Source organism: Phreatobacter sp. (assembly GCF_027532945.1).
Taxonomy (GTDB): Bacteria; Pseudomonadota; Alphaproteobacteria; order Rhizobiales; family Phreatobacteraceae; genus Phreatobacter.
In genome coordinates this window covers 25,922-46,223 of the sequence record NZ_JAPZTZ010000017.1, presented here as the reverse complement: position 1 = coordinate 46,223, position 20,302 = coordinate 25,922, and the positions used below count along the sequence as shown (strand labels likewise).

The 20,302-nt window shown below is 68.9% G+C and carries 20 protein-coding genes; 7 read left to right on the top strand and 13 right to left on the bottom strand.

Annotated features, from left to right (window positions below):
- Positions 1 to 5: 5 nt before the first annotated feature.
- The gene (locus O9344_RS13360; protein WP_298478011.1) at positions 6 to 638 is read left to right on the top strand and encodes an NrsF family protein; all 633 of its coding nucleotides are present in this window, start codon (positions 6 to 8) and stop codon (positions 636 to 638) included.
- Between the two features lie 73 nt (positions 639 to 711).
- The gene (polA, locus tag O9344_RS13355) at positions 712 to 3,729 is read left to right on the top strand and encodes a DNA polymerase I (RefSeq protein ID WP_298478008.1); all 3,018 of its coding nucleotides are present in this window, start codon (positions 712 to 714) and stop codon (positions 3,727 to 3,729) included.
- Positions 3,730 to 3,842: 113 nt separating this feature from the next.
- On the opposite strand, the gene yihA is transcribed toward polA, so the two are convergent.
- The 5 genes from yihA to O9344_RS13330 all read right to left on the bottom strand — a co-directional run bounded on the left by yihA (position 3,843) and on the right by O9344_RS13330 (position 7,694).
- Entirely contained in the window at positions 3,843 to 4,493 is a 651-nt protein-coding gene (gene yihA / locus O9344_RS13350) for a ribosome biogenesis GTP-binding protein YihA/YsxC (RefSeq protein ID WP_298478004.1), read from the bottom strand.
- A 4-nt stretch (positions 4,494 to 4,497) separates the two neighbouring features.
- A complete protein-coding gene (gene yidC / locus O9344_RS13345) occupies positions 4,498 to 6,360 on the bottom strand; it encodes a membrane protein insertase YidC (RefSeq protein ID WP_298478001.1) in 1,863 nt (620 codons plus the stop codon).
- Between the two features lie 14 nt (positions 6,361 to 6,374).
- The gene (gene rnpA / locus O9344_RS13340) at positions 6,375 to 6,752 is read right to left on the bottom strand and encodes a ribonuclease P protein component (protein WP_298477998.1); all 378 of its coding nucleotides are present in this window, start codon (positions 6,750 to 6,752) and stop codon (positions 6,375 to 6,377) included.
- 48 nt (positions 6,753 to 6,800) lie between these two features.
- Entirely contained in the window at positions 6,801 to 6,935 is a 135-nt protein-coding gene (gene rpmH / locus O9344_RS13335; RefSeq protein ID WP_108179624.1) for a 50S ribosomal protein L34, read from the bottom strand.
- Positions 6,936 to 7,079: 144 nt separating this feature from the next.
- On the bottom strand, positions 7,080 to 7,694 hold the full coding sequence (locus tag O9344_RS13330; RefSeq protein ID WP_298478548.1) for a TetR/AcrR family transcriptional regulator: 615 nt from the start codon (positions 7,692 to 7,694) through the stop codon (positions 7,080 to 7,082).
- Between the two features lie 80 nt (positions 7,695 to 7,774).
- Between O9344_RS13330 and O9344_RS13325 the strand changes: the two genes are divergently transcribed.
- Positions 7,775 to 8,806, top strand: coding sequence for an aldehyde reductase (locus tag O9344_RS13325; RefSeq protein ID WP_298477989.1), 1,032 nt, complete (start codon positions 7,775 to 7,777; stop codon positions 8,804 to 8,806).
- A 12-nt stretch (positions 8,807 to 8,818) separates the two neighbouring features.
- Here O9344_RS13325 and O9344_RS13320 read toward each other — a convergent pair whose 3' ends face one another.
- Both O9344_RS13320 and mutM read right to left on the bottom strand, forming a co-directional pair.
- Entirely contained in the window at positions 8,819 to 9,436 is a 618-nt protein-coding gene (locus O9344_RS13320) for a glutathione S-transferase family protein (protein ID WP_298477987.1), read from the bottom strand.
- Between the two features lie 12 nt (positions 9,437 to 9,448).
- Complete coding sequence (gene mutM / locus O9344_RS13315) at positions 9,449 to 10,333, bottom strand: bifunctional DNA-formamidopyrimidine glycosylase/DNA-(apurinic or apyrimidinic site) lyase (protein ID WP_298477984.1); 885 nt, start codon at positions 10,331 to 10,333, stop codon at positions 9,449 to 9,451.
- 120 nt (positions 10,334 to 10,453) lie between these two features.
- Between mutM and ubiE the strand changes: the two genes are divergently transcribed.
- A complete protein-coding gene (ubiE, locus tag O9344_RS13310; RefSeq protein WP_298477981.1) occupies positions 10,454 to 11,206 on the top strand; it encodes a bifunctional demethylmenaquinone methyltransferase/2-methoxy-6-polyprenyl-1,4-benzoquinol methylase UbiE in 753 nt (250 codons plus the stop codon).
- 4 nt (positions 11,207 to 11,210) lie between these two features.
- On the top strand, positions 11,211 to 12,779 hold the full coding sequence (ubiB, locus tag O9344_RS13305) for a 2-polyprenylphenol 6-hydroxylase (RefSeq protein ID WP_298477978.1): 1,569 nt from the start codon (positions 11,211 to 11,213) through the stop codon (positions 12,777 to 12,779).
- A gap of 45 nt (positions 12,780 to 12,824) precedes the next feature.
- Here ubiB and dapE read toward each other — a convergent pair whose 3' ends face one another.
- The 4 genes from dapE to dapD all read right to left on the bottom strand — a co-directional run bounded on the left by dapE (position 12,825) and on the right by dapD (position 15,884).
- Complete coding sequence (dapE, locus tag O9344_RS13300) at positions 12,825 to 13,985, bottom strand: succinyl-diaminopimelate desuccinylase (RefSeq protein ID WP_298477975.1); 1,161 nt, start codon at positions 13,983 to 13,985, stop codon at positions 12,825 to 12,827.
- Complete coding sequence (locus O9344_RS13295) at positions 13,982 to 14,437, bottom strand: DUF805 domain-containing protein (protein ID WP_298477972.1); 456 nt, start codon at positions 14,435 to 14,437, stop codon at positions 13,982 to 13,984. The genes dapE and O9344_RS13295 overlap by 4 nt, the downstream gene beginning before the upstream one ends.
- A 123-nt stretch (positions 14,438 to 14,560) precedes the next feature.
- Positions 14,561 to 15,028 (bottom strand): DUF805 domain-containing protein, encoded by a 468-nt coding sequence (locus O9344_RS13290; RefSeq protein WP_298477969.1) that lies wholly within the window; start codon positions 15,026 to 15,028, stop codon positions 14,561 to 14,563.
- A gap of 13 nt (positions 15,029 to 15,041) precedes the next feature.
- Positions 15,042 to 15,884: a 2,3,4,5-tetrahydropyridine-2,6-dicarboxylate N-succinyltransferase gene (gene dapD, locus O9344_RS13285; RefSeq protein WP_298477966.1), complete on the bottom strand. Its 843-nt coding sequence runs from the start codon at positions 15,882 to 15,884 to the stop codon at positions 15,042 to 15,044.
- A 193-nt stretch (positions 15,885 to 16,077) separates the two neighbouring features.
- Here dapD and O9344_RS13280 point away from each other — a divergent pair, with 193 nt between their 5' ends.
- Together O9344_RS13280 and O9344_RS13275 are read left to right on the top strand one after the other, a co-directional pair.
- Entirely contained in the window at positions 16,078 to 17,355 is a 1,278-nt protein-coding gene (locus O9344_RS13280) for a hemolysin family protein (protein WP_298477963.1), read from the top strand.
- A 121-nt stretch (positions 17,356 to 17,476) separates the two neighbouring features.
- Positions 17,477 to 18,010, top strand: a complete 534-nt coding sequence (locus O9344_RS13275; protein ID WP_298477961.1) for a VOC family protein — start codon at positions 17,477 to 17,479, stop codon at positions 18,008 to 18,010.
- A 3-nt stretch (positions 18,011 to 18,013) separates the two neighbouring features.
- Here O9344_RS13275 and O9344_RS13270 read toward each other — a convergent pair whose 3' ends face one another.
- Both O9344_RS13270 and O9344_RS13265 read right to left on the bottom strand, forming a co-directional pair.
- Entirely contained in the window at positions 18,014 to 19,183 is a 1,170-nt protein-coding gene (locus O9344_RS13270) for a mannosyltransferase family protein (RefSeq protein ID WP_298477958.1), read from the bottom strand.
- 27 nt (positions 19,184 to 19,210) lie between these two features.
- The gene (locus tag O9344_RS13265) at positions 19,211 to 20,221 is read right to left on the bottom strand and encodes an NADP-dependent oxidoreductase (protein WP_298477955.1); all 1,011 of its coding nucleotides are present in this window, start codon (positions 20,219 to 20,221) and stop codon (positions 19,211 to 19,213) included.
- Between the last annotated feature and the right edge of the window lie 81 nt (positions 20,222 to 20,302).

Here is a 20,302-nt window from a genome sequence, read left to right as displayed (position 1 = left end):
AAACCATGAAGACCGACGACCTCATCGCCAGCCTCTCCCGGGACGCCGCCGCCACTGGCCCGGACGTCCACCGCCGGCTCGCCCTCGCCTTCCTGGCGGCCGCGGCGGCCGCCGGCGCCGTGATGCTGCCGACCCTCGGCATCCGCCCGGACATCGCGGCGGCCAGCACCGGCATGCTCTTTCCCCTCAAGATCCTCGCGGTCGCAACCCTCGCGGTCGGCGCCATGGCGCTGGTGCGGGCGGCCGCACGGCCGGAGGCGGACCTGCCGCGCGGGGTGCTCGTCGTGCCGGTGGTGGTCCTGCTGGTTGCCCTCGGCCACGAGGTCGCGACGCAGGTTCCCGCGAACCTCTCGGCCCGGATGATCGGCCGCTATTGGGGCGTCTGCCTCATCGCCATCCCGCTGCTCGGCCTCATCCCGCTGGCGGCGATCCTCGGCGCCATGCGGGCTGCAGCGCCTCGCCACGCGGCCCGGGCCGGCGCACTCGCCGGCTTCGCCGCCGGTGCCATCGCGGCCACCGCCTATGGGCTTCACTGCACCGACGATTCGCCGCTCTTCGTCATCGTCTGGTACGGCACCGCCATCGCCTTGCTCGCCAGCCTCGGGGCCCTGCTCGGCCGCCGCCTGCTCGCCTGGTGAGAAGACGCGACTGCTGACATGACGCGGGCCGCGCCGCCGTCCATAATGCGCGCCGATCAACAAGGCCCCTTTCATGCACACCGAGCATCATCGCCCCGTCGGCAAGGGCGACCGCGTCTTCCTCGTCGACGCCTCCTCCTTCGTCTTCCGTGCCTATTTCCAGTCGATGAACCAGGACCGGAAATACAACAGCCGGTCTGACGGGCTGCCGACAGGTGCCGTGCGCCTCTTCGCCACCAAGGTGCTGCAATTCGTCGAGGAGGGCGCGCTGGGGGTGAAGCCGACCCATCTCGCCATGATCCTCGACAAGAGCGAGAACTCGTTCCGCAAGGCGCTCTATCCCGACTACAAGGCGCACCGGCCGCCGCCGCCGGAGGACCTTGTGCCGCAGTTCCCGCTGATGCGGCACTGCATCCGCGCCTTCGGCCTGCACGCCATCGAGCAGGACACCTACGAGGCCGATGACCTCATCGCCACCTATGCCGAGATTGCCTGCGGGCGCGGCGCCGACGTGCTCATCATCTCCGCCGACAAGGACCTGATGCAGCTGGTCCGCCCCTGCGTCGCCTTCTACGACCCGGAAAGCGGCATCAAGGGCAAGCCCGGCTATCGCCCCGAGCGGCTTCTCACCCATGGCGACCGCTTCGAGCGCTGGAACGTGCCGGCCGACAAGCTCGGCGACGTCACCGAATACTGGGAAGGCCTGCCGCCGGAGAAGATCGTCGACATCCAGTCGCTGGAGGGCGACACCTCCGACAACGTGCCGGGCGCACCGGGCATCGGCCGCAAGACCGCCGCCCAGCTCATCAGCGAATATGGCGACCTCGACACGCTGCTCGCCCGCGCGAGCGAGATCAAGCAGCCAAAGCGCCGCGAGACGCTGACCGACCCGGCCGTCATCGAGAAGGTGAAAATCTCCCGCAAGCTCGTCGAGTTGGTGCGCGACGTGCCGCTGGAGGTGCCCCTGGACGAGACCGGCCTCGCCCCGCCGGACGGCAAGACGCTCGTCTCCTTCCTCAAGGCGATGGAGTTCACCACCATCACCCGCAAGGTGGCCGATCTCTACGGCGTCGACGCGAGCGCCATCGATCCCGATCCGGCGCTCGCTACCGGCCCGAAGGCAGCCGCCATCGCGGCGCCTGCCGCACCCCTCGACGGTGAAGCCCCGGTACCGGCCGATCCCTCGGCCCCGACGCCGCAGCGTCTCGCCACCTCCGTCGCCGCCGCGGCCCGCGCCGCCCGCGTCGACCGGTCGCGCTACCAGTGCATCACCACGGTGGAGGCGCTGGACGCCTTCATCGCCGGCGCGCGGGAGGCCGGTGTCGTCGCGCTCGACACCGAGACCAATGCGCTGGACGCCATGGCCGCCGACCTCGTCGGCTTCTCCCTGGCCTATGGCCCGGACGCCGCCTGCTACGTGCCGCTCGCCCACCGCACCGGCGAGGCCGGCCTGTTCGATTCCGGTGCGGTCGAGGGCCAGATCCCGATGCGCGCGGCGCTCGACCGGCTGAAGGCGCTGGCCGAGGACCCCAGCGTCCTGAAGGTCGGGCAGAACCTGAAATATGACCTCCTCGTCCTTGCCCGCTACGGCATGGATGTCGCGCCCTATGACGACACGATGCTGATGTCCTACGCCCTCGATGCCGGCCTCGGCTCGAACGGCATGGACGCGCTCTCGGTGAAGCATCTCGGCCACGAGCCGATCTCCTTCGATGCCGTGACCGGCACGGGCAAGGCGCGCATCACCTTCGACCGCGTCGCCCTCGACCAGGCAACCGCCTATGCCGCCGAGGATGCCGACGTAACGCTGCGGCTCTGGCGGGTGCTCAAACCCCGCCTTGCCGCCGAGCGGCGGGCCACCGTCTACGAGACGCTGGAGCGACCGCTGGTGGAGGTGCTCGCGCGCATGGAGCGGCGCGGCATCCTCGTCGACCGGCAGGTGCTCTCGCGCCTCTCCGGCGACTTCGCGCAGGTGGCGGCACGCGTCGAGGCTGAGATCCAGGAGCTCGCCGGCGAGCCGCTCAACCCCGGCTCACCGAAACAGCTCGGCGACATCCTCTTCGGCAAGATGGGCCTGCCCGGCGGGTCGAAGACCAAGACCGGAGCCTGGTCCACCGCCGCCGGCGTGCTCGAGGAGCTCGCGGAAGAGGGTCACGCCCTGCCGCGCAAGATCATCGACTGGCGCACGGTGACGAAGCTGAAATCGACCTATACCGACGCGCTGCCGACCTACATCAACGCGACGACGGGGCGGGTGCACACCTCCTTCGCGCTCGCCGCGACGACGACGGGGCGCCTGTCCTCCTCCGAGCCGAACATCCAGAACATCCCGGTCCGCACCGAGGAGGGCCGCAAGATCCGCACGGCCTTCATCGCCGCGCCCGGCCACAAGCTGGTCTCGGCCGACTATTCGCAGATCGAGCTGCGGATCCTTGCCCATATCGCCGAGATCCCGCAGCTCCGGCAGGCCTTCGCCGACGGCATCGACATCCACGCCATGACCGCCTCGGAGATGTTCGGCGTGCCGGTCCAGGGCATGGACCCGCTGGTCCGCCGCCGGGCGAAGGCCATCAATTTCGGCATCATCTACGGCATCTCGGCCTTCGGCCTCGCCAACCAGCTGTCGATCCCGCGGGAGGAGGCCGGCGCCTATATCAAGAAGTATTTCGAGCGCTTCCCCGGCATCCGCGACTATATGGACGCGACCAAGGCCTTCGTGCGCGAGCACGGCTATGTGGAGACCATCTTCGGCCGGCGCTGCCACTTCCCCGCCATCCGCTCCGGCAATCCGTCCGAGCGCGCCTTCGTCGAGCGGCAGGCGATCAATGCCCCCATCCAGGGCTCGGCCGCCGACATCATCCGCCGCGCCATGGTGCGGATGGATGCGGCGCTGGAGGCGGCGGGGCTCAAGGCCTCCATGCTGCTGCAGGTCCACGACGAACTGGTCTTCGAGGTGCCGGACGGCGAGGTGGACCGCGCTCTGCCCGTCATCAAGCGGGTGATGGAGGAGGCGACCCACCCGGCGCTGCAGCTCAAGGTGCCGCTGGCGGTGGATGCGCGGGCCGCGGCGAACTGGGAAGAGGCGCACTGAGGGACGGACGAGAGGCAGTCTGTCCGACAGCCTCATCCTTCGGGAAGTCCGGAAAGCGAGGCGCTATCTCACCCTGCGGGCGGCAGGGCTGCCCGCAGGCCATTGGGTCGCCCTCAGGCGCGCTCGGCCGCCACCCGCGCGATGGCAGCGCGCAGTTCCGGGATGCCCTCGCCCTTGCGGCTGGAGGTGGCGATGATCTCGGGGAAAGCCGCGGCCCGCTTCTTGAGCTGCTCCAGCGTCGTCGCGATCAGCTTGTCGAGCGCCGCCGGGCTGATCTGGTCCGCCTTGGTCAGCACGATCTGGTAGGACACCGCCGCCTTGCCCAGCTCGTCCAGCACCTCGACATCCACCGGCTTGATGCCGTGGCGGGCGTCGATCAGCACATAGACGCGGGCGAGGTTCTGCCGGCCCCGCAGATAGTCGTGGATGACCTTGGTCCAGGCCTTCACCTTGGCCTCGGGAGCCGCGGCGAAGCCGTAGCCCGGCATGTCCACGACCACGAGGCCGATGCCCGGCCCGGCATCCGAGGGCACGTGGAAGAAGTTCAGCTCCTGCGTCCGCCCCGGCGTGTTGGAGGTACGGGCGAGCTGGTTCTGACCGACGAGCGCGTTGATCAGGCTGGATTTGCCGACATTGGACCGCCCGGCAAAGGCGATCTCCACCCCCGTCATCGGGGGCAGGTGCTTCATGTCGGGCGTGCCCCGCCAGAAGGTCCAGGGCCGGGCGAAGAGCTTGCGCCCGACCTCAATGGCGTCGTCGGCCATGCCGTCAGGCGGCGGGCTTGGCCGGCCCGCCTCCGAACATCGACCGCATGTTGTCCCACAGCTCGATCTTCACGCCGTACTTGCGCATGATCAGGCCCTGCTGCAGCACCGAGAGCAGGTTGTTCCAGGCCCAGTAGATGACGAGGCCCGCCGGGAACGAGGCCAGCATGAAGGTGAAGAGGATCGGCATCCACTTGAAGAACGCGGCCTGGATCGGATCCGTCGGGGCCGGGTTCATCTGCATCTGGACCCACATGGTGATGCCCATGATGATCGGCCAGACGCCGATGAGCAGGAAGGCCGGGACCGAGAAGGGCAGGAGACCGAAGAGGTTGAAGATCGAGGTCGGATCGGGTGCCGAGAGGTCCTGGATCCAGCCGAAGAACGGCGCGTGCCGCATCTCGATGGTGATGAACAGCACCTTGTAGAGCGCGAAGAACACCGGGATCTGGATCAGGATCGGCCAGCAGCCGGCCAGCGGGTTGATCTTCTCCCGCTTGTAGAGCGCCATCAGCTCCTGCTGCTGCTTCATCTTGTCCTCCGCGTAACGATCGCGGATTTCCATCATCTCCGGCTGCACCTTCTTCATCATGGTGATGGAGGCGTAGCTCTTGTTGGCGAGCGGGAAGAACAGGCCCTTGATGAGCAGGGTGACCAGCAGGATGGCGATGCCGAAATTGCCGGTCTGGATGAAGATCCAGTCCATCACCACGAAGAGCGGCTTGGTGATGAAATAGAACCAGCCCCAGTCGATGAGGCGGTCGAAGCGGTCGATCTTCAGCCGGTCGGCATAGCCGTCGACGAGGCGGACCTCCTTGGCGCCGGCGAAGAGGCGCGTGGTGGTCTCGGAGGTGGCGCCGGGGGCGACCGTCACCGCGGGGGCGAGGAAGTCGGTCTGGAAGGCCTTGGCCGTGCCGGACTGGAAGAACTTGAAGCTCGCGTCGGTCTCAATGGACTGATCCGGGATCAGCGTCGCCGCCCAGTACTTGTCGGTGATGCCGAGCCAGGCGCCGCGGGCGCGGAAGTTCTGGACCTTGGCGGTCTCAAGCGTGGAATAGCCGACCTCCTGCAGGCCCTTGTCGCCGAACACGCCGATCAGGCCCTCGTGCAGGATGTAGTAGCCCGAGGTCTGCGGCAGGCCGTGACGGGAGATGAGGCCGAAATGATGCAGCGTGACCGGCGCGGCGCCGCTGTTCACCACGGCGTCCTTCACGGTGATCAGATATTCGGAATCGATCTCGAAGGTGCGGCGGAAGGTCTGACCCTGGCCATTGTCCCAGGTCAGCACCACCGGCGTCGCGGGGGTGAGCGTGCCCGTGCCCTGCTGCGTCCACACGGTCTGGGCATTCGGCACGGCGAGCGTCTGGCCGGCGCCGGCGACATGGCCGAACTCGGCATAGAACGGATGCCTGTGGTGGACCGGGTCGATCGGCGAGCCGGCGGGCGCGAAGAGCACCACGTTCGGGCTGTTACGCTCGATGGTCTCGCGATAGGTGGCGAGCACCAGGTCGTCGACGCGGCCGCCGACGAGGTTGATCGAACCGGTGAGGCGCGGCGTCGCGATGGCGACGCGCGGCGTGGCGGCGATCGCGGCCTCGCGGGTCATCGTCTGGCCGGGGACCGGAGCGCCGGGCGCGGCCGGCGTGGCGCCGGGAGCCGCCGCCGGCTGGCCGGGCACAGGGGGCGCGCCGGGCGTCGTGGCCGCGGCACCGGGGGCCTGGCCCGCCTGCTGCTGTTGCTGGATCTGCTGCTGGCGCTGCGCCTCGCGCTGGCGCTCCATCTGCGGCATGCCGACGAAGTACTGCCAGCCGACCAGGACGAGGATCGAGAGAACGATCGCGAGAATGTAGTTGCGGTTATCGGCCATCGGTCCGTCGGATGTCAGGAAGGGGGGCGGCCCGCCGGCTTGGCGGGGCGGGGAGCTGCGGCGCGAGCAAGCGCCTCGGCGAAGTCGGTCTTGAGCACTTCGAAGGGGCGGTCGAGCGCGGCGCGGTTCAGCACGAGCACGTAATCAGAACCGGGGCGGGCCGCCTCTGCGGCGGCGAGACGCACCACCTCGCGCAGGCGGCGGCGCATCCGGTTGCGCTCGACGGCGCCACCGGTCTTCTTCGTCACCGTGAAGCCGAAGCGCGGCGGGTGGGCATCGCCACGCAGGCGCTCCTGCAACACGAAAGCCGCCGTGGAGACACGGCGGCCTTTCGAGCAGGCGATGAAATCGGCCCGGCGAACGAGACGGATGGGCGTGGTCGAATGCGTCATTCGCGCCCTCCCGTCGATCGGATCAGCCGCGTGACCGGCCGTGTCGGCTCACGCGGACAGGCGCTTGCGGCCGCGGGCGCGGCGGGCGGCGAGAACCTTCTGGCCGCCCTTGGTCGCCATGCGGGCGCGGAAGCCGTGGCGGCGCTTACGGACGAGCTTCGAGGGCTGATAGGTGCGTTTCACGGGACGTCTCCGCGCGGATCGGTGTCAATCGGTCAAATGGGGATCGGGGCAGATCGCGGGCGGTGAACCGGTATAAGGATCACGCGCTCGGGCGCGGGCCGCTCCCAAGTCGGGGCGGGTTATAGGCAGGTGGGCCGGCAAAAGTCAACGCGATGCCCCCGGTGCCAGCCGATCCAGCCCCGCGAGGGCGATCACCACGCTCATGAACCGGTCGGCGAGCCGTTCCGGGGCGACCGGCGCGACCACGCCGCGCAGCACCAGCCCATCGAACAAGGCAGCAAGGGTTTCGGTCATCTCGGCGGGATCGGGACGGGGCTCGGCGGCGAAGCGCTGCAGGAAGCCGGAGACCAGCGCCTTCATCTCGTTAAGCTCCTCCGCCTCCAGCGCCGCGAGTTCTCCGGCAAGACGCGGCCAGTCGGCGGAGCGGCGGCGGATCTCGGCCTGCAGCAGCGCCCAGGGACCGGCAGCGAAGAACGCCGTCATCGTCGCGTGGATCGCGCCCAGCACCGCCGCTGCCTCGTCGGCGCTTGCGACGGAATCGGCGAGACGCATCCGCTTGGCGGCGAAATGTTCACGCCAGACGGCGAGCAGCAGGTCCTCCTTGCCGGTGAAATTGGCGTAGACGGCTCCTTTGGAGAAGCCGGCAGCGTCCGCAACCGCGTCCAGCGAGACGCCCTCGATCCCGTGGGCGAGGAACAGCTGGCCCGCCGCCTCGATGAGGCGCGAGCGAGTCCGGATCTTCTGTTCGGCGCGCGGCACGCGGGTCAACACCGGTCTCCTTGCTTTTTTAGATACCGAATAGTATTCAAATACTGAACAGTTTTTTTGTGAGAACACCCATGCGGACCATCGCCGTCACCGGGGCCACCGGCTTCATCGCATCCCATACCATTGCCCTGCTGCTGGAGGCGGGTCATCGCGTCCGCGGCACCGTTCGTTCGCTGGCGCGGCCGGAGGCCCATGCCTTTCTCACCAGCCTCCCGGGAGCCGAGGAGCGGCTGACCCTGGTGGAGGCCGATCTGCTGGCGCCACAGTCCTTCGATGCGGCGGTCGCCGGCTGCGATGCGGTCCTGCACATGGCGAGCCCCTATGTCATGACGGTCGCGGACGCGCAGCGCGACCTGGTAGACCCGGCGGTTCAGGGCACGGTCTCCGTGCTGCGCGCCTGTGCGCGGGCTCCGTCGGTGGGACGGGTCGTCCTCACCTCGTCCATGGCCGCGGTGACCGACGAGCCGGACAGCGCCGTGCTGCTGACTGAGGCGAACTGGAACACGACCTCCTCCCTCACCCGCAACCCCTATTACTTCTCCAAGGCCGAGGCCGAGCGCGCGGCCTGGTCCTTCGTCGAAGCCGACAAGCCGGGCTTCGACCTCGTCGCCATCAACCCGTTCATCGTCATCGGGCCGAGCCTGACGCCCCAGCTCAACACCTCGAACGCCATTCTCGCCGACCTGCTGAAGGGCACCTATCCCGGGATCATCGATCTGACCTGGGGCATGGTGGACGTCCGCGACGTGGCGCTCGCCCATCTGCGCGCGCTGGAAACGCCGGCCGCCGCCGGCCGCTACCTCTGCGCCGGCGACACCATCACCATGCGCGAGGTGGTCGGCCTCATGCGGGGCCTCGACGTGCCGGGCCAGCGGCTTCCCACTGTCGGCCTCGACAATCCTGTCGGCAGCCTGCTCGTCCGGCTCCTGTCCTACACGCAGCCGCAGGGCGTCGGCTCGTATCTCCGCAGCCATATCGGCCGCGCCCCGCGCTATGACACCGCGAAGATCCAGCGGGAGCTTGCGATGTCCTTCCGCGACATCCGCCAGTCGATCGCCGAGACCGTCGCCGACATGACCCGTTGGGGCCATGTCGGGCGCTGATCGCAGATCGGGTCAGGTCAGCGGGATGTCGGTGACGTGCTGGCGGAAGGCGGGGCGCGCCTGCATCGCGGCGTACCAGCGGTCGACATTCGCCCGCGCCGGCGCCTCGGGGATGAGCGTCTTGTAACGGAACATCATGATGCCGATCGGGATGTCGGCCACCGTGAACGTGTTACCGACCACGAACATGTGCTTCTCGAGCTCGGCGTCGAGGATGCCGACGGCGGCGATGGCCGCCTGCTTGGCCTTCTCGATGGCCGCCATGTCGCGCTGTTCGGCCGGCGTGCGGATCATGCCGATGAAGACGGGACCGACACCCTGGCCGAGCACGGTCTGCTGCCAGTCCATCCACATGTCGACGCGGGCCTGGTCAGCGAGGGCCGCCGGCATCAGCTTTCCGTGCTTGCGGGCGAGATGGCGCAGGATGGCGTTCGATTCCCACAGGACGACGCCCTCGTCCTCGATGGTCGGCACCATGCCGTTCGGGTTCTTGGCGCGGTAGGTGGGCTCGTTGACGACGCCGAACTGGCGCCCCGCATCGATGCGCTCATGCGGCACACCCATCTCGGCGATGCCCCACATCACCTTCTGCACGTTGGACGAATTGTTCCGACCCCAGACCTTCAGCATTCTTTTTGATCCTCAGCGCTGGCACGCCGCGCAGTAGAAGGTGGAGCGGCCAGATTGCACGATGCGGCGCACTCTGTGCCCATCCCCGCACCGTCTGCAAGCCTCGCCTTCGCGATCGTAGACATGGAAGCTGTGCTGGAAATAGCCGAGCTCGCCGGAGGGCTGGGCATGATCGCGCAGCGATGAGCCGCCGGCGGCGATGGCCTCGGCGATGACCTCGCGGATCACCGGCACCAGCCGCTCCAGCCGGACGGTCGGATCGCCGCCCTTGGTGACCAGCGTGCCCGCCGCCCGCTGCGGCGACAGCCCCGACCGGTGCAGCGCCTCGCAGACATAGATATTGCCCAGGCCGGCGATGATGGACTGGTCGAGGAGCGCCGCCTTGAGCGGCGCCGCCTTGCCGCGGAAGGCGCTCGCGAGGTGCTCGGCCGAAAGGTCGTTGCCGGTCGGCTCGACGCCGAGCTTCGCCATGAGCGGATGGTCGGCAAGGCTCGCCCGCGGCGTCATCAGCATGAATCCGAAGCGGCGGGGATCGTTGTAGGTGATGATGGCGCCCGAGGAGAGCGACAGGACGACGTGATCGTGGGCGGCATCCCGCGAACGTTCATGGTGGAAGTCACCGACCACCGCGCCGCCGGTCGGTGCCTGGGCGATGCGGAACGAGCCGGACATGCCCAGATGCATGATGACCACGTCGTCGCCGTCGAGATCGGCGAGGAGATATTTCGACCGCCGCCCCAGCGAGGTCACCGTGCGCCCGGCGAGCCGCTCGGCGAAACGCTCGGGAAAGGGAAAGCGCAGGTCGGGCCGCCGCACCTCGGCGGCAACGATCCGCGCCCCCTCCATCACCGGCTGGAGGCCGCGGCGGACGGTCTCGACCTCGGGCAATTCAGGCATGAGAACAGGCCTTTCGGCACGAAAAGGGCAGCGGAAGCGCTGGCAGAAGCCGCGCCCTGCCCCACATAGCGCCGGCAGGACCATTCCGCTATGGTCCGGCCAACCTTACAGGACCTGGCCATGTCAGCAGCCGCCCAGACCGATTTCGGATTCCGCCGCGTCGACCTCGACGCCAAGCAAGACCTCGTCGACGACGTGTTCCACAAGGTCGCGGCCCGCTATGACCTGATGAACGACCTGATGTCGGCCGGCCTCCACCGCGTCTGGAAGGACGTGCTGGTGACGCGGCTCGGCCTGTCGAAGACCCGGCCCTTCCGCCATCTCGACGTCGCAGGCGGCACGGGCGATGTCGCCTTCAAGGTGGTCGGCGCCGGCGAGCGTGCCAGCGCCACCGTCTGCGACATCAATGGCGAGATGCTGAAGGTCGGGCAGGGCCGGGCCGACAAGCGCGGCCTGTCGGACCGGGTCACCTTCGTCCAGGGCAATGCCGAGGACCTGCCGTTCCCCTCCGCGCATTTCGACGGCTACACCATCGCCTTCGGCATCCGGAACGTGCCGCGCATCCAGAAGGCGCTGGACGAGGCCTATCGCGTGCTGCGTCCCGGCGGCCGGCTGCTGGTGCTGGAATTCTCGCCCGATGTCATCCCCGGCCTCGACCGCGTCTACGACGCCTATTCCTTCACCGTCATCCCGCCCATGGGCCGCATGGTCACCGGCGATGCCCAGCCCTACCAGTATCTCGTCGAATCCATCCGCAAGTTCCCGCGCAATGACGTCTTTGCCGGCATGATCGCCAAGGCCGGCTTCTCGCGCGTCGAGGTGACGCCGATGACCGGCGGCATTGCCTGCCTCTCCGGCGGCTGGAAGATCTGACGCCGTGATCGCAGGTCTCCTCCACGCCATCCGCCTCGGGCGGGCCGGCTTCGTCTTCGCCCGCGAGGGCGTCTTCGCGCTTGTCGATCCGGCGGCCCTGCCGCCGCCGGCGCGTCTCGGCCTCAGGCTCGCCCGCCTTGTCGAGCGCCGCCGCGCCGGCACCCGTTCCGACCGTCTCACCGCCGCCCTCACCCGCCTCGGGCCGACCTATGTGAAGCTCGGCCAGTTCCTGTCGACCCGGCCGGACGTGGTCGGCCCGCTCATCGCGCGGGACCTCGAAAGCCTCCAGGACAAGGTGCCGCCCTTCGACCAGGCGACCGCCGAGGCCATCGTCGCCGAAACGCTGGGCGAGCCGGTTGCCTCCGCCTTCATCGCCTTCGGCCCGCCGATCGCCGCCGCCTCCATCGCCCAGGTGCACAAGGCGCGGGTGCGCGACGGCGACATCGAACGCGACGTCGCGGTGAAGATCCTGCGGCCGCAGGTGGCGGACCGCTTCCGCGCCGATCTCGCCGACTATTATTTCGCCGCGCACCTCGCCGAGCGCCTCGTGCCGGCAAGCCGCCGCCTCAAGCCCCTCGGTATCGTCGACACCCTCGCCCGCTCCATGGCCATCGAGCTGGATCTGAGGCTCGAGGCGGCCGCCGCCTCCGAGATGGCAGAGCGGACGAAGGACGATCCCGGCTTCCGCGTGCCCTCGGTCGACTGGAACCGCACCGGGCGCTCCGTGCTCACCACCGAATGGATCGACGGCCTGAAGCTCGGCGACCGCGCCGGCCTCGACGCCGCCGGCATCGATGCGCGAGCGCTCGGCCAGATCGTCATCCAGAGCTTCCTGCGCCATGCCCTGCGTGACGGCTTCTTCCATGCCGACATGCATCAGGGGAATCTATTCGCCGACCGTGACGGCAATCTCGTCGCCGTCGACTTCGGCATCATGGGCCGCATCGGCCCGAAGGAGCGGCGCTTCCTCGCCGAGATCCTGCTCGGCTTCATCACCAAGCAATATCGCCGCGTCGCCGAGGTGCATTTTGAAGCCGGCTATGTACCGGCGCACCATTCCATCGACGAGTTCGCCCAGGCCATCCGCGCCATCGGCGAGCCCATCCATTCCCGCACCGCCGACCAGATCTCCATGGCGAAGCTCCTGTCGCTGCTCTTCGAGGTGACGGCGATCTTCGACATGAAGACCCGCACCGAGCTGATCCTCTTGCAGAAGACCATGGTGGTGGTCGAGGGCGTCGCCCGCTCGCTCGATCCCCGCCTCGACATCTGGACGAGCTCCGAGCCTGTCGTGCGCGAGTGGATCACCCGCAACCTCGGGCCCGTCGGGCGCATCGAGGAGGCCGGTGCCGGCGTCCGCGAGGTTGGCCGCGTCATCGCCGAGGCCCCGGCCCTGCTCAGCCGCGCCGCCATGCTGTCGGAGCGCATCGACGAGCTGACGCGGGAGGGCTTCGTGCTGGCGCCGGACTCGCTGAAGGGCATCGGCGAGGCCGAGGCCCGCCGCAACCGGTCCTCGACCGTGGCGCTCTGGATCATCGCCGCGCTGCTGGCGGCGAACCTGATCTGGGGCTAGGCGGGCAAGCCTGCGGCTTGGGTGCCCGTTTCCGAAACCGGTGCCCTAGTCGCCGAAATAGCGGTCGATGATCCGCCGGTAGACCGCGGTCAGCGCCACGAGGTCGGCAACCGCCACCCGCTCGTCCACAGCATGCATGGTCTGTCCGACAAGGCCGAACTCGATCACTGGGCAATAGTCCTTGATGAAGCGCGCATCCGACGTGCCCCCGGTGGTCGACAGTTCCGGCCGGCGCCCCGTCACCGCAGCGATGGTCTCGGCCACCATCTCCACGAAGGGCCCGGGCTTGGTGATGAAGCTCTGCGAATTGCCGCGGGCATAGGTGACGGAGGGCGTGATGCCCGGCCGGGCCGCTTCCGCCACCACCTGGCCGATCCGCGCCTTCAGGCCATCCAGCGTGTGCTCGTCGTTGAAGCGGATGTTGAACCGCGCGGTCGCCACCTGCGGGATGACGTTGGTCGCGCCATTGCCGACATCGATGGAGGTGATCTCGAGATTGGAGGGCTGGAAATGCGCATTGCCGGCGTCCAGCGGCTCCGCCGTCAGCCTGTTCAGGATCGCCAGCAGGACGGGGATCGGGTTCGCCGCACGGTGCGGATAGGCGACATGGCCCTGGCGGCCCTCCACCGTGACGATGGCCGAGAGCGAGCCGCGCCGGCCGATCTTGATCATGTCACCGAGGGCCTCGGGATTGCTCGGCTCGCCGACGATGCAATGGTCGAAGCGCTCGCCCCGCTGATGCGCCCAGGCGATGAGCTTCTCCGTGCCATTGACGGAGGGGCCCTCCTCGTCGCCGGTGATGAGGAAGCTGATGGAGCCCTTCGGTCGCCCGCCATGCGACGCCACGTGATCCAGCGCTGCGGCGAGGAAACAGGCGATGCCGCCCTTCATGTCGACCGCGCCGCGGCCATAGAGCTGGCCGTCGACGACCTCGCCGGCAAAGGGTCCGTGCCGCCACTGGCCGGCATCGCCAGGCGGCACCACGTCGGTATGGCCGGCGAAGACCAGATGCGGGCCCTCGGTGCCGATGCGGGCATAGAGGTTCTCCACGTCCGGCGTGCCGGGCTCGGAGAAGGTGACGCGCTCGACCCTGAAGCCGGCAGGCTTGAGGACCGTTTCGAGGAAGGCGAGGGCGCCGCCCTCCGTCGGTGTGACGGAGGGGCACTGGATGAGGGCGCGCGTCAGCGCGACCGGATCGGATGTCATGTCTGCGGAACTTCCAGGGGATCGGGACCGTAGCGGTTCGGACCGCGGGTGCCCTGGAAGAAGCCGAGATCGACCAGCGCCCAGAGGCCCGCCAACGCGATGGCGATGGAGAAGAGATTGGCGAGCAGGCTCTGCCCGCCCATGGTCATCGGCAGCACCATGGCCTGGAGCTGGAAGGCGATGTTGAGCGCCGTCAGGGCCTGGACATAGGTCTGCGGGTAATCGCGGTCGTTGGACCGCTTCACCATGAGGAGATAGCCGGGGATGGCCATGACGAGACCGGCGATGCCAACCAGGATGATGGCGCCCCACATGCCGCCGATCATCGACCCGATGAGGCCCAGGACGATGCTGAGCAGGATGTTGGTGACGATCAGGATGGCGATGCCGATCCAGAAGTCGCGGCGGGCGATGCGCCCGTCACCGTTGAGGAAAAGATACTGGAGGTCCATGGGTCTGCCTCGGGTCTGACACTGCCTGAAACGCCACCCGTGCCGAAGGTGGCTGGTGACGGCGGCAAGGTCAACGCCGAAGGTTTCCACCCCATGTCGCCGATCGGCCCCCCTCCGCACAGATCAGCCGAGGGGGTCGGGCCCATGGGCGTTCGGGCCCTCCTGGCCGCGCAGCAGCCCGAGATCGATCACCAGGACAATGAGCGCGATGAGCACCCAGAGCCCGAGGATCGACAGGATCGGGCCGACGGGACCGGAGGAATCGAGATAGCCGAGCACCTGCAGCACCGTCACGAGAAAGGCCGGCAGGAAGAGGAAGAGCAGGTATAGGTCGGAATGGCCGCGATCGTAGGCGCGTTTGATGGCGAGCGCCAGCGAGGGATAAAGGAAGGCGAGCCCGACGACCGCAGCGGCAGGATTGCCGCCGAGAGCCATCGCGAGCCGGTCGGCGAGGAAGGCCGCGATGTTGAGCGCCACAGCGGCGACCCAGAATGGCAGCCGCGGGATGCGCCCCTCGAAGGACAGCAGGAGGTAGGACCAGGCGGCAGGGTCCACCCAGATCCGCCGGCTCGTCCAGTCGAGGCGCGCCACGGACCGGGCCGCCTCAGTCGCGCAGCAATTCGTTGATGCCGGTCTTGGAGCGCGTCTTCTCGTCCACCGTCTTGACGATGACCGCGCAATAGGTCGACGGGCCCCAGTTCTCGCCCGGAAGCACCTTGCCCGGCAGGTTGCCGGAGACGACGACCGAATAGGGCGGCACGCGGCCGACATGGATCTCGCCGGTCTGGCGGTCGACGATCTTGGTCGAGGCGGAAAGATAGACACCCATCGAGATCACCGAACCTTGGCCGACCACGACGCCCTCGACCACCTCCGAGCGCGCGCCGATGAAGCAATTGTCCTCGATGATGGTGGGGTTGGACTGCAGCGGCTCCAGCACGCCGCCGATTCCGACGCCGCCGGACAGGTGAACGTTCTTGCCGATCTGCGCGCAGGAGCCAACCGTCGCCCAGGTGTCGACCATGGTGCCCTCGTCGACATAGGCGCCGAGATTCACGAAGGAGGGCATCAGCACGACGTTCCTGGCGATGAAGGCGGAGCGGCGAACGACGCAGTTCGGCACGGCGCGGAAGCCGGCGCGGGAGAACTCGGGCGCGCCCCAGCCGTCGAACTTCGAGGGCACCTTGTCCCACCAGGACGAGCCACCCGGCCCGCCTGCAATGGTCGTCATGTCGTTGAGGCGGAAGGAGAGCAACACCGCCTTCTTCAGCCACTGGTGGACGACCCACTCGCCCGTCTCCTTGGAGGCGACGCGCAGCGTGCCGGCATCGAGCAGGTCGAGGGCGGTGTCCACCGCCTCGCGGATCTCGCCCTTCGTCGCGGCGGTCACCTCGGCGCGGTTCTCGAAGGCGGTCTCGATGACGGACTGGAGCTGGGCGTGGGACATGGGGCGGGTTCCGCGGAAGGGCAGGATCAGTCGCGCCTTGTCCCCGTGCCACCGGGTCCTGTCAAGCGAGGCGGTGACGCGCGGCAGGCCGGGTGCGTCGCGAAGTCATGGCGCGATGCCACCTCCATCCTGTATGAGGGGCGCCGGAAGCGGGCCGATATCGAGTGCGGCATCCGCGTCACGCGAGAGATCTTTGTACCTCGAGATTGCGATCATCCTGGTCCTGACCGTCGTCAACGGCGTGCTGGCCATGTCCGAGCTGGCGGTGGTCTCCTCCCGCCCCGCGCGTCTCAAGGTGCTGAGCGAACAGGGCAGCCGCGGTGCCACGGCAGCCCTCGCCCTGGCCGAGCATCCCGGCCGCTTCCTCTCCACCGTGCAGATCGGCATCACCCTCGTCGGCGTGCTGTCCGGCGCCTTTTCCGGCGCGACCCTAGGCGTGCGCGCCGCCGCAGGGCTGCAGGACCTCGGCCTGTCGCAGAACATTGCGGAATGGCTCGGCTTCGGCCTGGTAGTGGTGCTCATCACCTATCTCTCGCTCATCATCGGCGAACTCGTGCCCAAGCAGGTCGCGCTGCGCGACCCCGAGCGCGTCGCCGTCATGGTGGCGCCCGCCATGCGTCTGCTCTCGCGCGTCGCCGCGCCCCTGGTCTGGCTCCTCGACCATTCCGGCCGGCTCGTCCTCGCCCTGCTCGGCCAGCGCGGCGCGAGCGGTGAGAAGGTCACCGAGGAAGAGGTCAAGACCATCATCGCCGAGGCGGAAACCGCAGGCGTCATAGAGCGCGACGAGGGCGAGATGATCGCCGGCGTCATGCGCCTCGCCGACCGCACCGCCAACGCCCTGATGACGCCCCGCCGCGACGTGGAGGTCATCAACCTCGCCGAGCCGCTGGAGACCATCCGCCAGCGCGCCGTGGCGACGCGCCGCTCGCGCCTGCCGGTCCAGGACGGCAATTCCGATTCCATCATCGGCATCATCCTCGCCAAGGACCTGCTCGAGGCCTTTGGGGCGAAGGCGCGGCCGGATATTGCCGGCCTCATCCAGGACGTTCCTGTGGTGCTCGACCGGACACCCGCCCTCGACGTGCTGAGGGCGCTGCGCGGCTCCAACGCCCATATGGTGCTGGTCTTCGACGAGTACGGCCATTTCGAGGGCCTCATCACCGCCAATGACGTGCTCGAAGCCATCGTCGGCGCGCTGCCCGATGAAACCGACGAGGAACCCGCGGTCGTCTCCCGCACCGACGGCTCGCTGCTGGTGGCGGGCTGGATGGCGGCGGACGAATTCGCCGCGCAGTTCGGCATTGTGATGGACCGTGACGCGGACTTCCACACCGTGGCCGGATTCGTGCTGCACGAGATGCAGCGCCTGCCGCAGGTGGGCGAGAGCTTCGACAAGGGCGTCTGGCGTTTCGAGGTCGTCGACCTCGACGGCCGCCGCATCGACAAGATCCTGGCGACGCGCATCGGCTGATCCGCAAGGCGATCATGCACGTTTGCAAGAATCCGCTTGCCGCTCTCGCGCCACGAGAGCGGCAAGCGCATGTTTCTCGACGACGCGGCGCGATGCCGCCCACGATCCGAGGAGCATGACCATGACCACCGCCACCGCCGTCCCGCTCGTCCCCACCGAGAGCCCGCCGCGCCCCGTCGCCGCCGGCACCCGGATCGGCCATGTCCACCTGAAGGTCGCCGATCTCGACCGCTCGCTCGCCTTCTACCGCGACGTCCTCGGCTTCGAGGTCACCCAGCGCTATGGCGACCAGGCGGTGTTCCTCTCGGCCGGCGGCTATCACCACCATATCGGCCTCAACACCTGGGAGAGCCGTGGCGGCCGCCCGCCCGCGCCGGGCACCACCGGCCTCTTCCACACGGCGATCCTCTATCCCGACCGCACGGCGCTGGCCGACGCGCTGCGCCGCCTGATCGAGGCTGGCATCCGCCTTGATGGGGCCAGCGACCACGGGGTGAGCGAAGCGCTCTACCTCTCCGATCCCGACGGCAACGGTGTCGAGCTCTATCGCGACCGGCCCGAGGCGGAATGGCCACGCAATGCCGACGGCACGCTCGCCATGGTGACGAAGCGCCTCGACCTCCAGGCCCTGCTGGCCGAAGCCCCGGCGGTCTGATCGTCAGCCGGCCCAGTGCCAGCCACTGAACCGGGCGGTGGCGATGAAGAGCCCGATGGCCCCCGCCGCGAGCACGGCGAGGGTCAAGCGCGGGCGATGCTCCAGCAGCAGCGCCGCCGCCACTGCGGCGGGGAAGACCGTGAGCACAAAGCGTGGCATGGAGCCCAGCCCTGCCACGCCGGTTCCGACCGTGGCATAGGGGATGGCGAGGGTCAGGGCGCCATAGAGGGTCCAGCTCCAGGGCAGTTTCCGGGCGCCTATGGCGAGCACCACGGTATAGGCGAGGAAACAGGCGGCGCCTGGATTGAGCGAGCGGAGGGGCCACAGTGTCACCATCCGCCACAGTCGCTCGCCGGCATCGATCCGGCCGGACCAGGCCTCCTGCCCACGCATGAAGGCCAGCGGATCGCCGAAGACGGACGCCTGCCAGGCCATGAAGGCGAGGAGCCCGCTGATGCCGACAAGGCCGAGCGCCGCGCCAAGGAGGAGCCGCCGCGGGGCGGACCCGGCACCCGCAAGGACGACCTGCGCGACCAGCGCAGCCGTTGCGGCCACCGCCGTCAGGCGGGCGGCGGAGGCAAGGCCCGCAGCCAGAGCCGCCGCCCAGAGCCAGCCGCGCTGCAGCGCGAGGAACATGGCCAGCACGAGAGCCAGCGTCACCGGCTCGGTATAGGCGGAGGACAGGAACACCGAGGTGGGCGTGAAGGCGAGGATCGCCGCCGAGAGGATCGCGACCTTCGGTCCGAAGACCGGCCGCACCAGGGCCGCCAGCAGGCCGATGGACGCGACAGAGGCGAGGTTCGCCACCACCAGCAGCGCGTCGAAGCCGCGCAGCCCCGTCAGTCCCGACAGTCCGCGCGCCAGCAGGGGCAGCAGCGGGAAGAAGACGATGGAGCCCTCGGCCTGCGGCGTCGCGCCGACCCGGTAGCCCTGGTTTACGATCCTCATGTACCAGCCGGCATCCCAGCGCAGCAGCCGGTGAAACCAGTATTCGCCGACGTTCCACAGGCCCGGCCCGGTGCGGGGGGCAATGACGACATCGGCGAAGATCACGCCGAGCCAGACCACGACCCGCGACGCGGCAAAGACCAGAAGGGCGGTGGCGACGGGATGGGCGAGCGCCAGCGCGCCGATGCGGGCCGGGAGCGATGGCTCGCCGGCAGGATGCGCCATCCGCGGTTGCAGGCCCGGAGCCATGGATCAGGCGTGGAGGCGGATGAGGCGCTTGCCGCGGTTCTCGCCGCGATAGAGCGAGGCGATCGCGTCGGGCGCCGCCTCGATCCCCTCCAGGATGTCCTCGGCGTAGCGCAGCTCGCCGCTGCGCACCCAGCCCGCCAGCCGCGACAGCGCCTCGGGGAAGCGGTGGGCATAGTCGAAGGCGAGCACGCCCTGCATCCGCGCGCGCTTGACGAGGAGGTGCCGCTCGGGCCGCGGCCCCGTCGGCCAGGGATCCCAGGAGGACACGGAGGCCGTGCCGCAGATCACCACACGCGCCCCCATAGCGAGGGTCCTGAGAACCGCGTCGGACACCGCGCCGGAGGTGTTGTCGAAATAGACGTCGACGCCGCGCAGGCAGGCCTCGGCCACCGCCGCGGCGAGGTCGTTCGTCGCCTTGTAGTCGATGGCCGCGTCATAGCCGAACTCCTCGCGGCACTGGGCGACCTTGTCCGCGCCGCCAGCAATGCCGACCGTGCGGCAGCCCATGAGCTTGGCGATCTGGCCGACCGCCGAGCCGACCGAGCCGGCGGCGGTCGACACCACCACGGTGTCGCCGGGCTTCGGCTGTCCGACATCGAGGAGGCCGAAATAGGCGGTGACGCCGTTGAGCCCGAGCACGCCGAGCGAGGTGGAGAGCGGCAGGTCCGTCTCGGTCACCTTGCGGCTGATGGCCGAGGCCGGCACCACCGCCACCTCCTGCCAGCCGAACATGCCGGTCACCCTGTCGCCGGGCCGGTAGCCCGGATGTTCCGAGGCGATCACCTCGCCGGAGGCGAAGGAGCGCATGACCTCGCCGATGCCGACGGGCTCGGCATAGTTCGCCACCGCCGAGACCCAGCCGCGCATGGCCGGCTCGACCGAGAGGAACTGGTTGCGCACGACGACCTCGCCGGCCTTCGGCGCCGGCGGCTCATAGGCCTCGACCCGGAAATGCTGGGCCTGCGGGATGCCGTCGGGACGGGCGGCGAGGACGACGCGGCGGGAGAGGGGCATGGGCGGGCTCGGTGGATGAGGGGACGCGCAGGAAAGCACGGGCGCCCGGGACCTGACCACCAGCCAGATCAGGATTAAACC

Bases quoted from the DNA above. Each gene is read 5' to 3' on its own strand.
- O9344_RS13360 (WP_298478011.1), top strand. From the start codon at position 6: ATGAAGACCGACGACCTCATCGCCAGCCTCTCCCGGGACGCCGCCGCC.
- polA (WP_298478008.1), top strand. From the start codon at position 712: ATGCACACCGAGCATCATCGCCCCGTCGGCAAGGGCGACCGCGTCTTC.
- yihA (WP_298478004.1), bottom strand. From the start codon at position 4,493: ATGGCCGACGACGCCATTGAGGTCGGGCGCAAGCTCTTCGCCCGGCCC.
- yidC (WP_298478001.1), bottom strand. From the start codon at position 6,360: ATGGCCGATAACCGCAACTACATTCTCGCGATCGTTCTCTCGATCCTC.
- rnpA (WP_298477998.1), bottom strand. From the start codon at position 6,752: ATGACGCATTCGACCACGCCCATCCGTCTCGTTCGCCGGGCCGATTTC.
- O9344_RS13325 (WP_298477989.1), top strand. From the start codon at position 7,775: ATGCGGACCATCGCCGTCACCGGGGCCACCGGCTTCATCGCATCCCAT.
- O9344_RS13320 (WP_298477987.1), bottom strand. From the start codon at position 9,436: ATGCTGAAGGTCTGGGGTCGGAACAATTCGTCCAACGTGCAGAAGGTG.
- mutM (WP_298477984.1), bottom strand. From the start codon at position 10,333: ATGCCTGAATTGCCCGAGGTCGAGACCGTCCGCCGCGGCCTCCAGCCG.
- ubiE (WP_298477981.1), top strand. From the start codon at position 10,454: ATGTCAGCAGCCGCCCAGACCGATTTCGGATTCCGCCGCGTCGACCTC.
- dapE (WP_298477975.1), bottom strand. From the start codon at position 13,985: ATGACATCCGATCCGGTCGCGCTGACGCGCGCCCTCATCCAGTGCCCC.
- O9344_RS13295 (WP_298477972.1), bottom strand. From the start codon at position 14,437: ATGGACCTCCAGTATCTTTTCCTCAACGGTGACGGGCGCATCGCCCGC.
- dapD (WP_298477966.1), bottom strand. From the start codon at position 15,884: ATGTCCCACGCCCAGCTCCAGTCCGTCATCGAGACCGCCTTCGAGAAC.
- O9344_RS13275 (WP_298477961.1), top strand. From the start codon at position 17,477: ATGACCACCGCCACCGCCGTCCCGCTCGTCCCCACCGAGAGCCCGCCG.
- O9344_RS13270 (WP_298477958.1), bottom strand. From the start codon at position 19,183: ATGGCGCATCCTGCCGGCGAGCCATCGCTCCCGGCCCGCATCGGCGCG.
- O9344_RS13265 (WP_298477955.1), bottom strand. From the start codon at position 20,221: ATGCCCCTCTCCCGCCGCGTCGTCCTCGCCGCCCGTCCCGACGGCATC.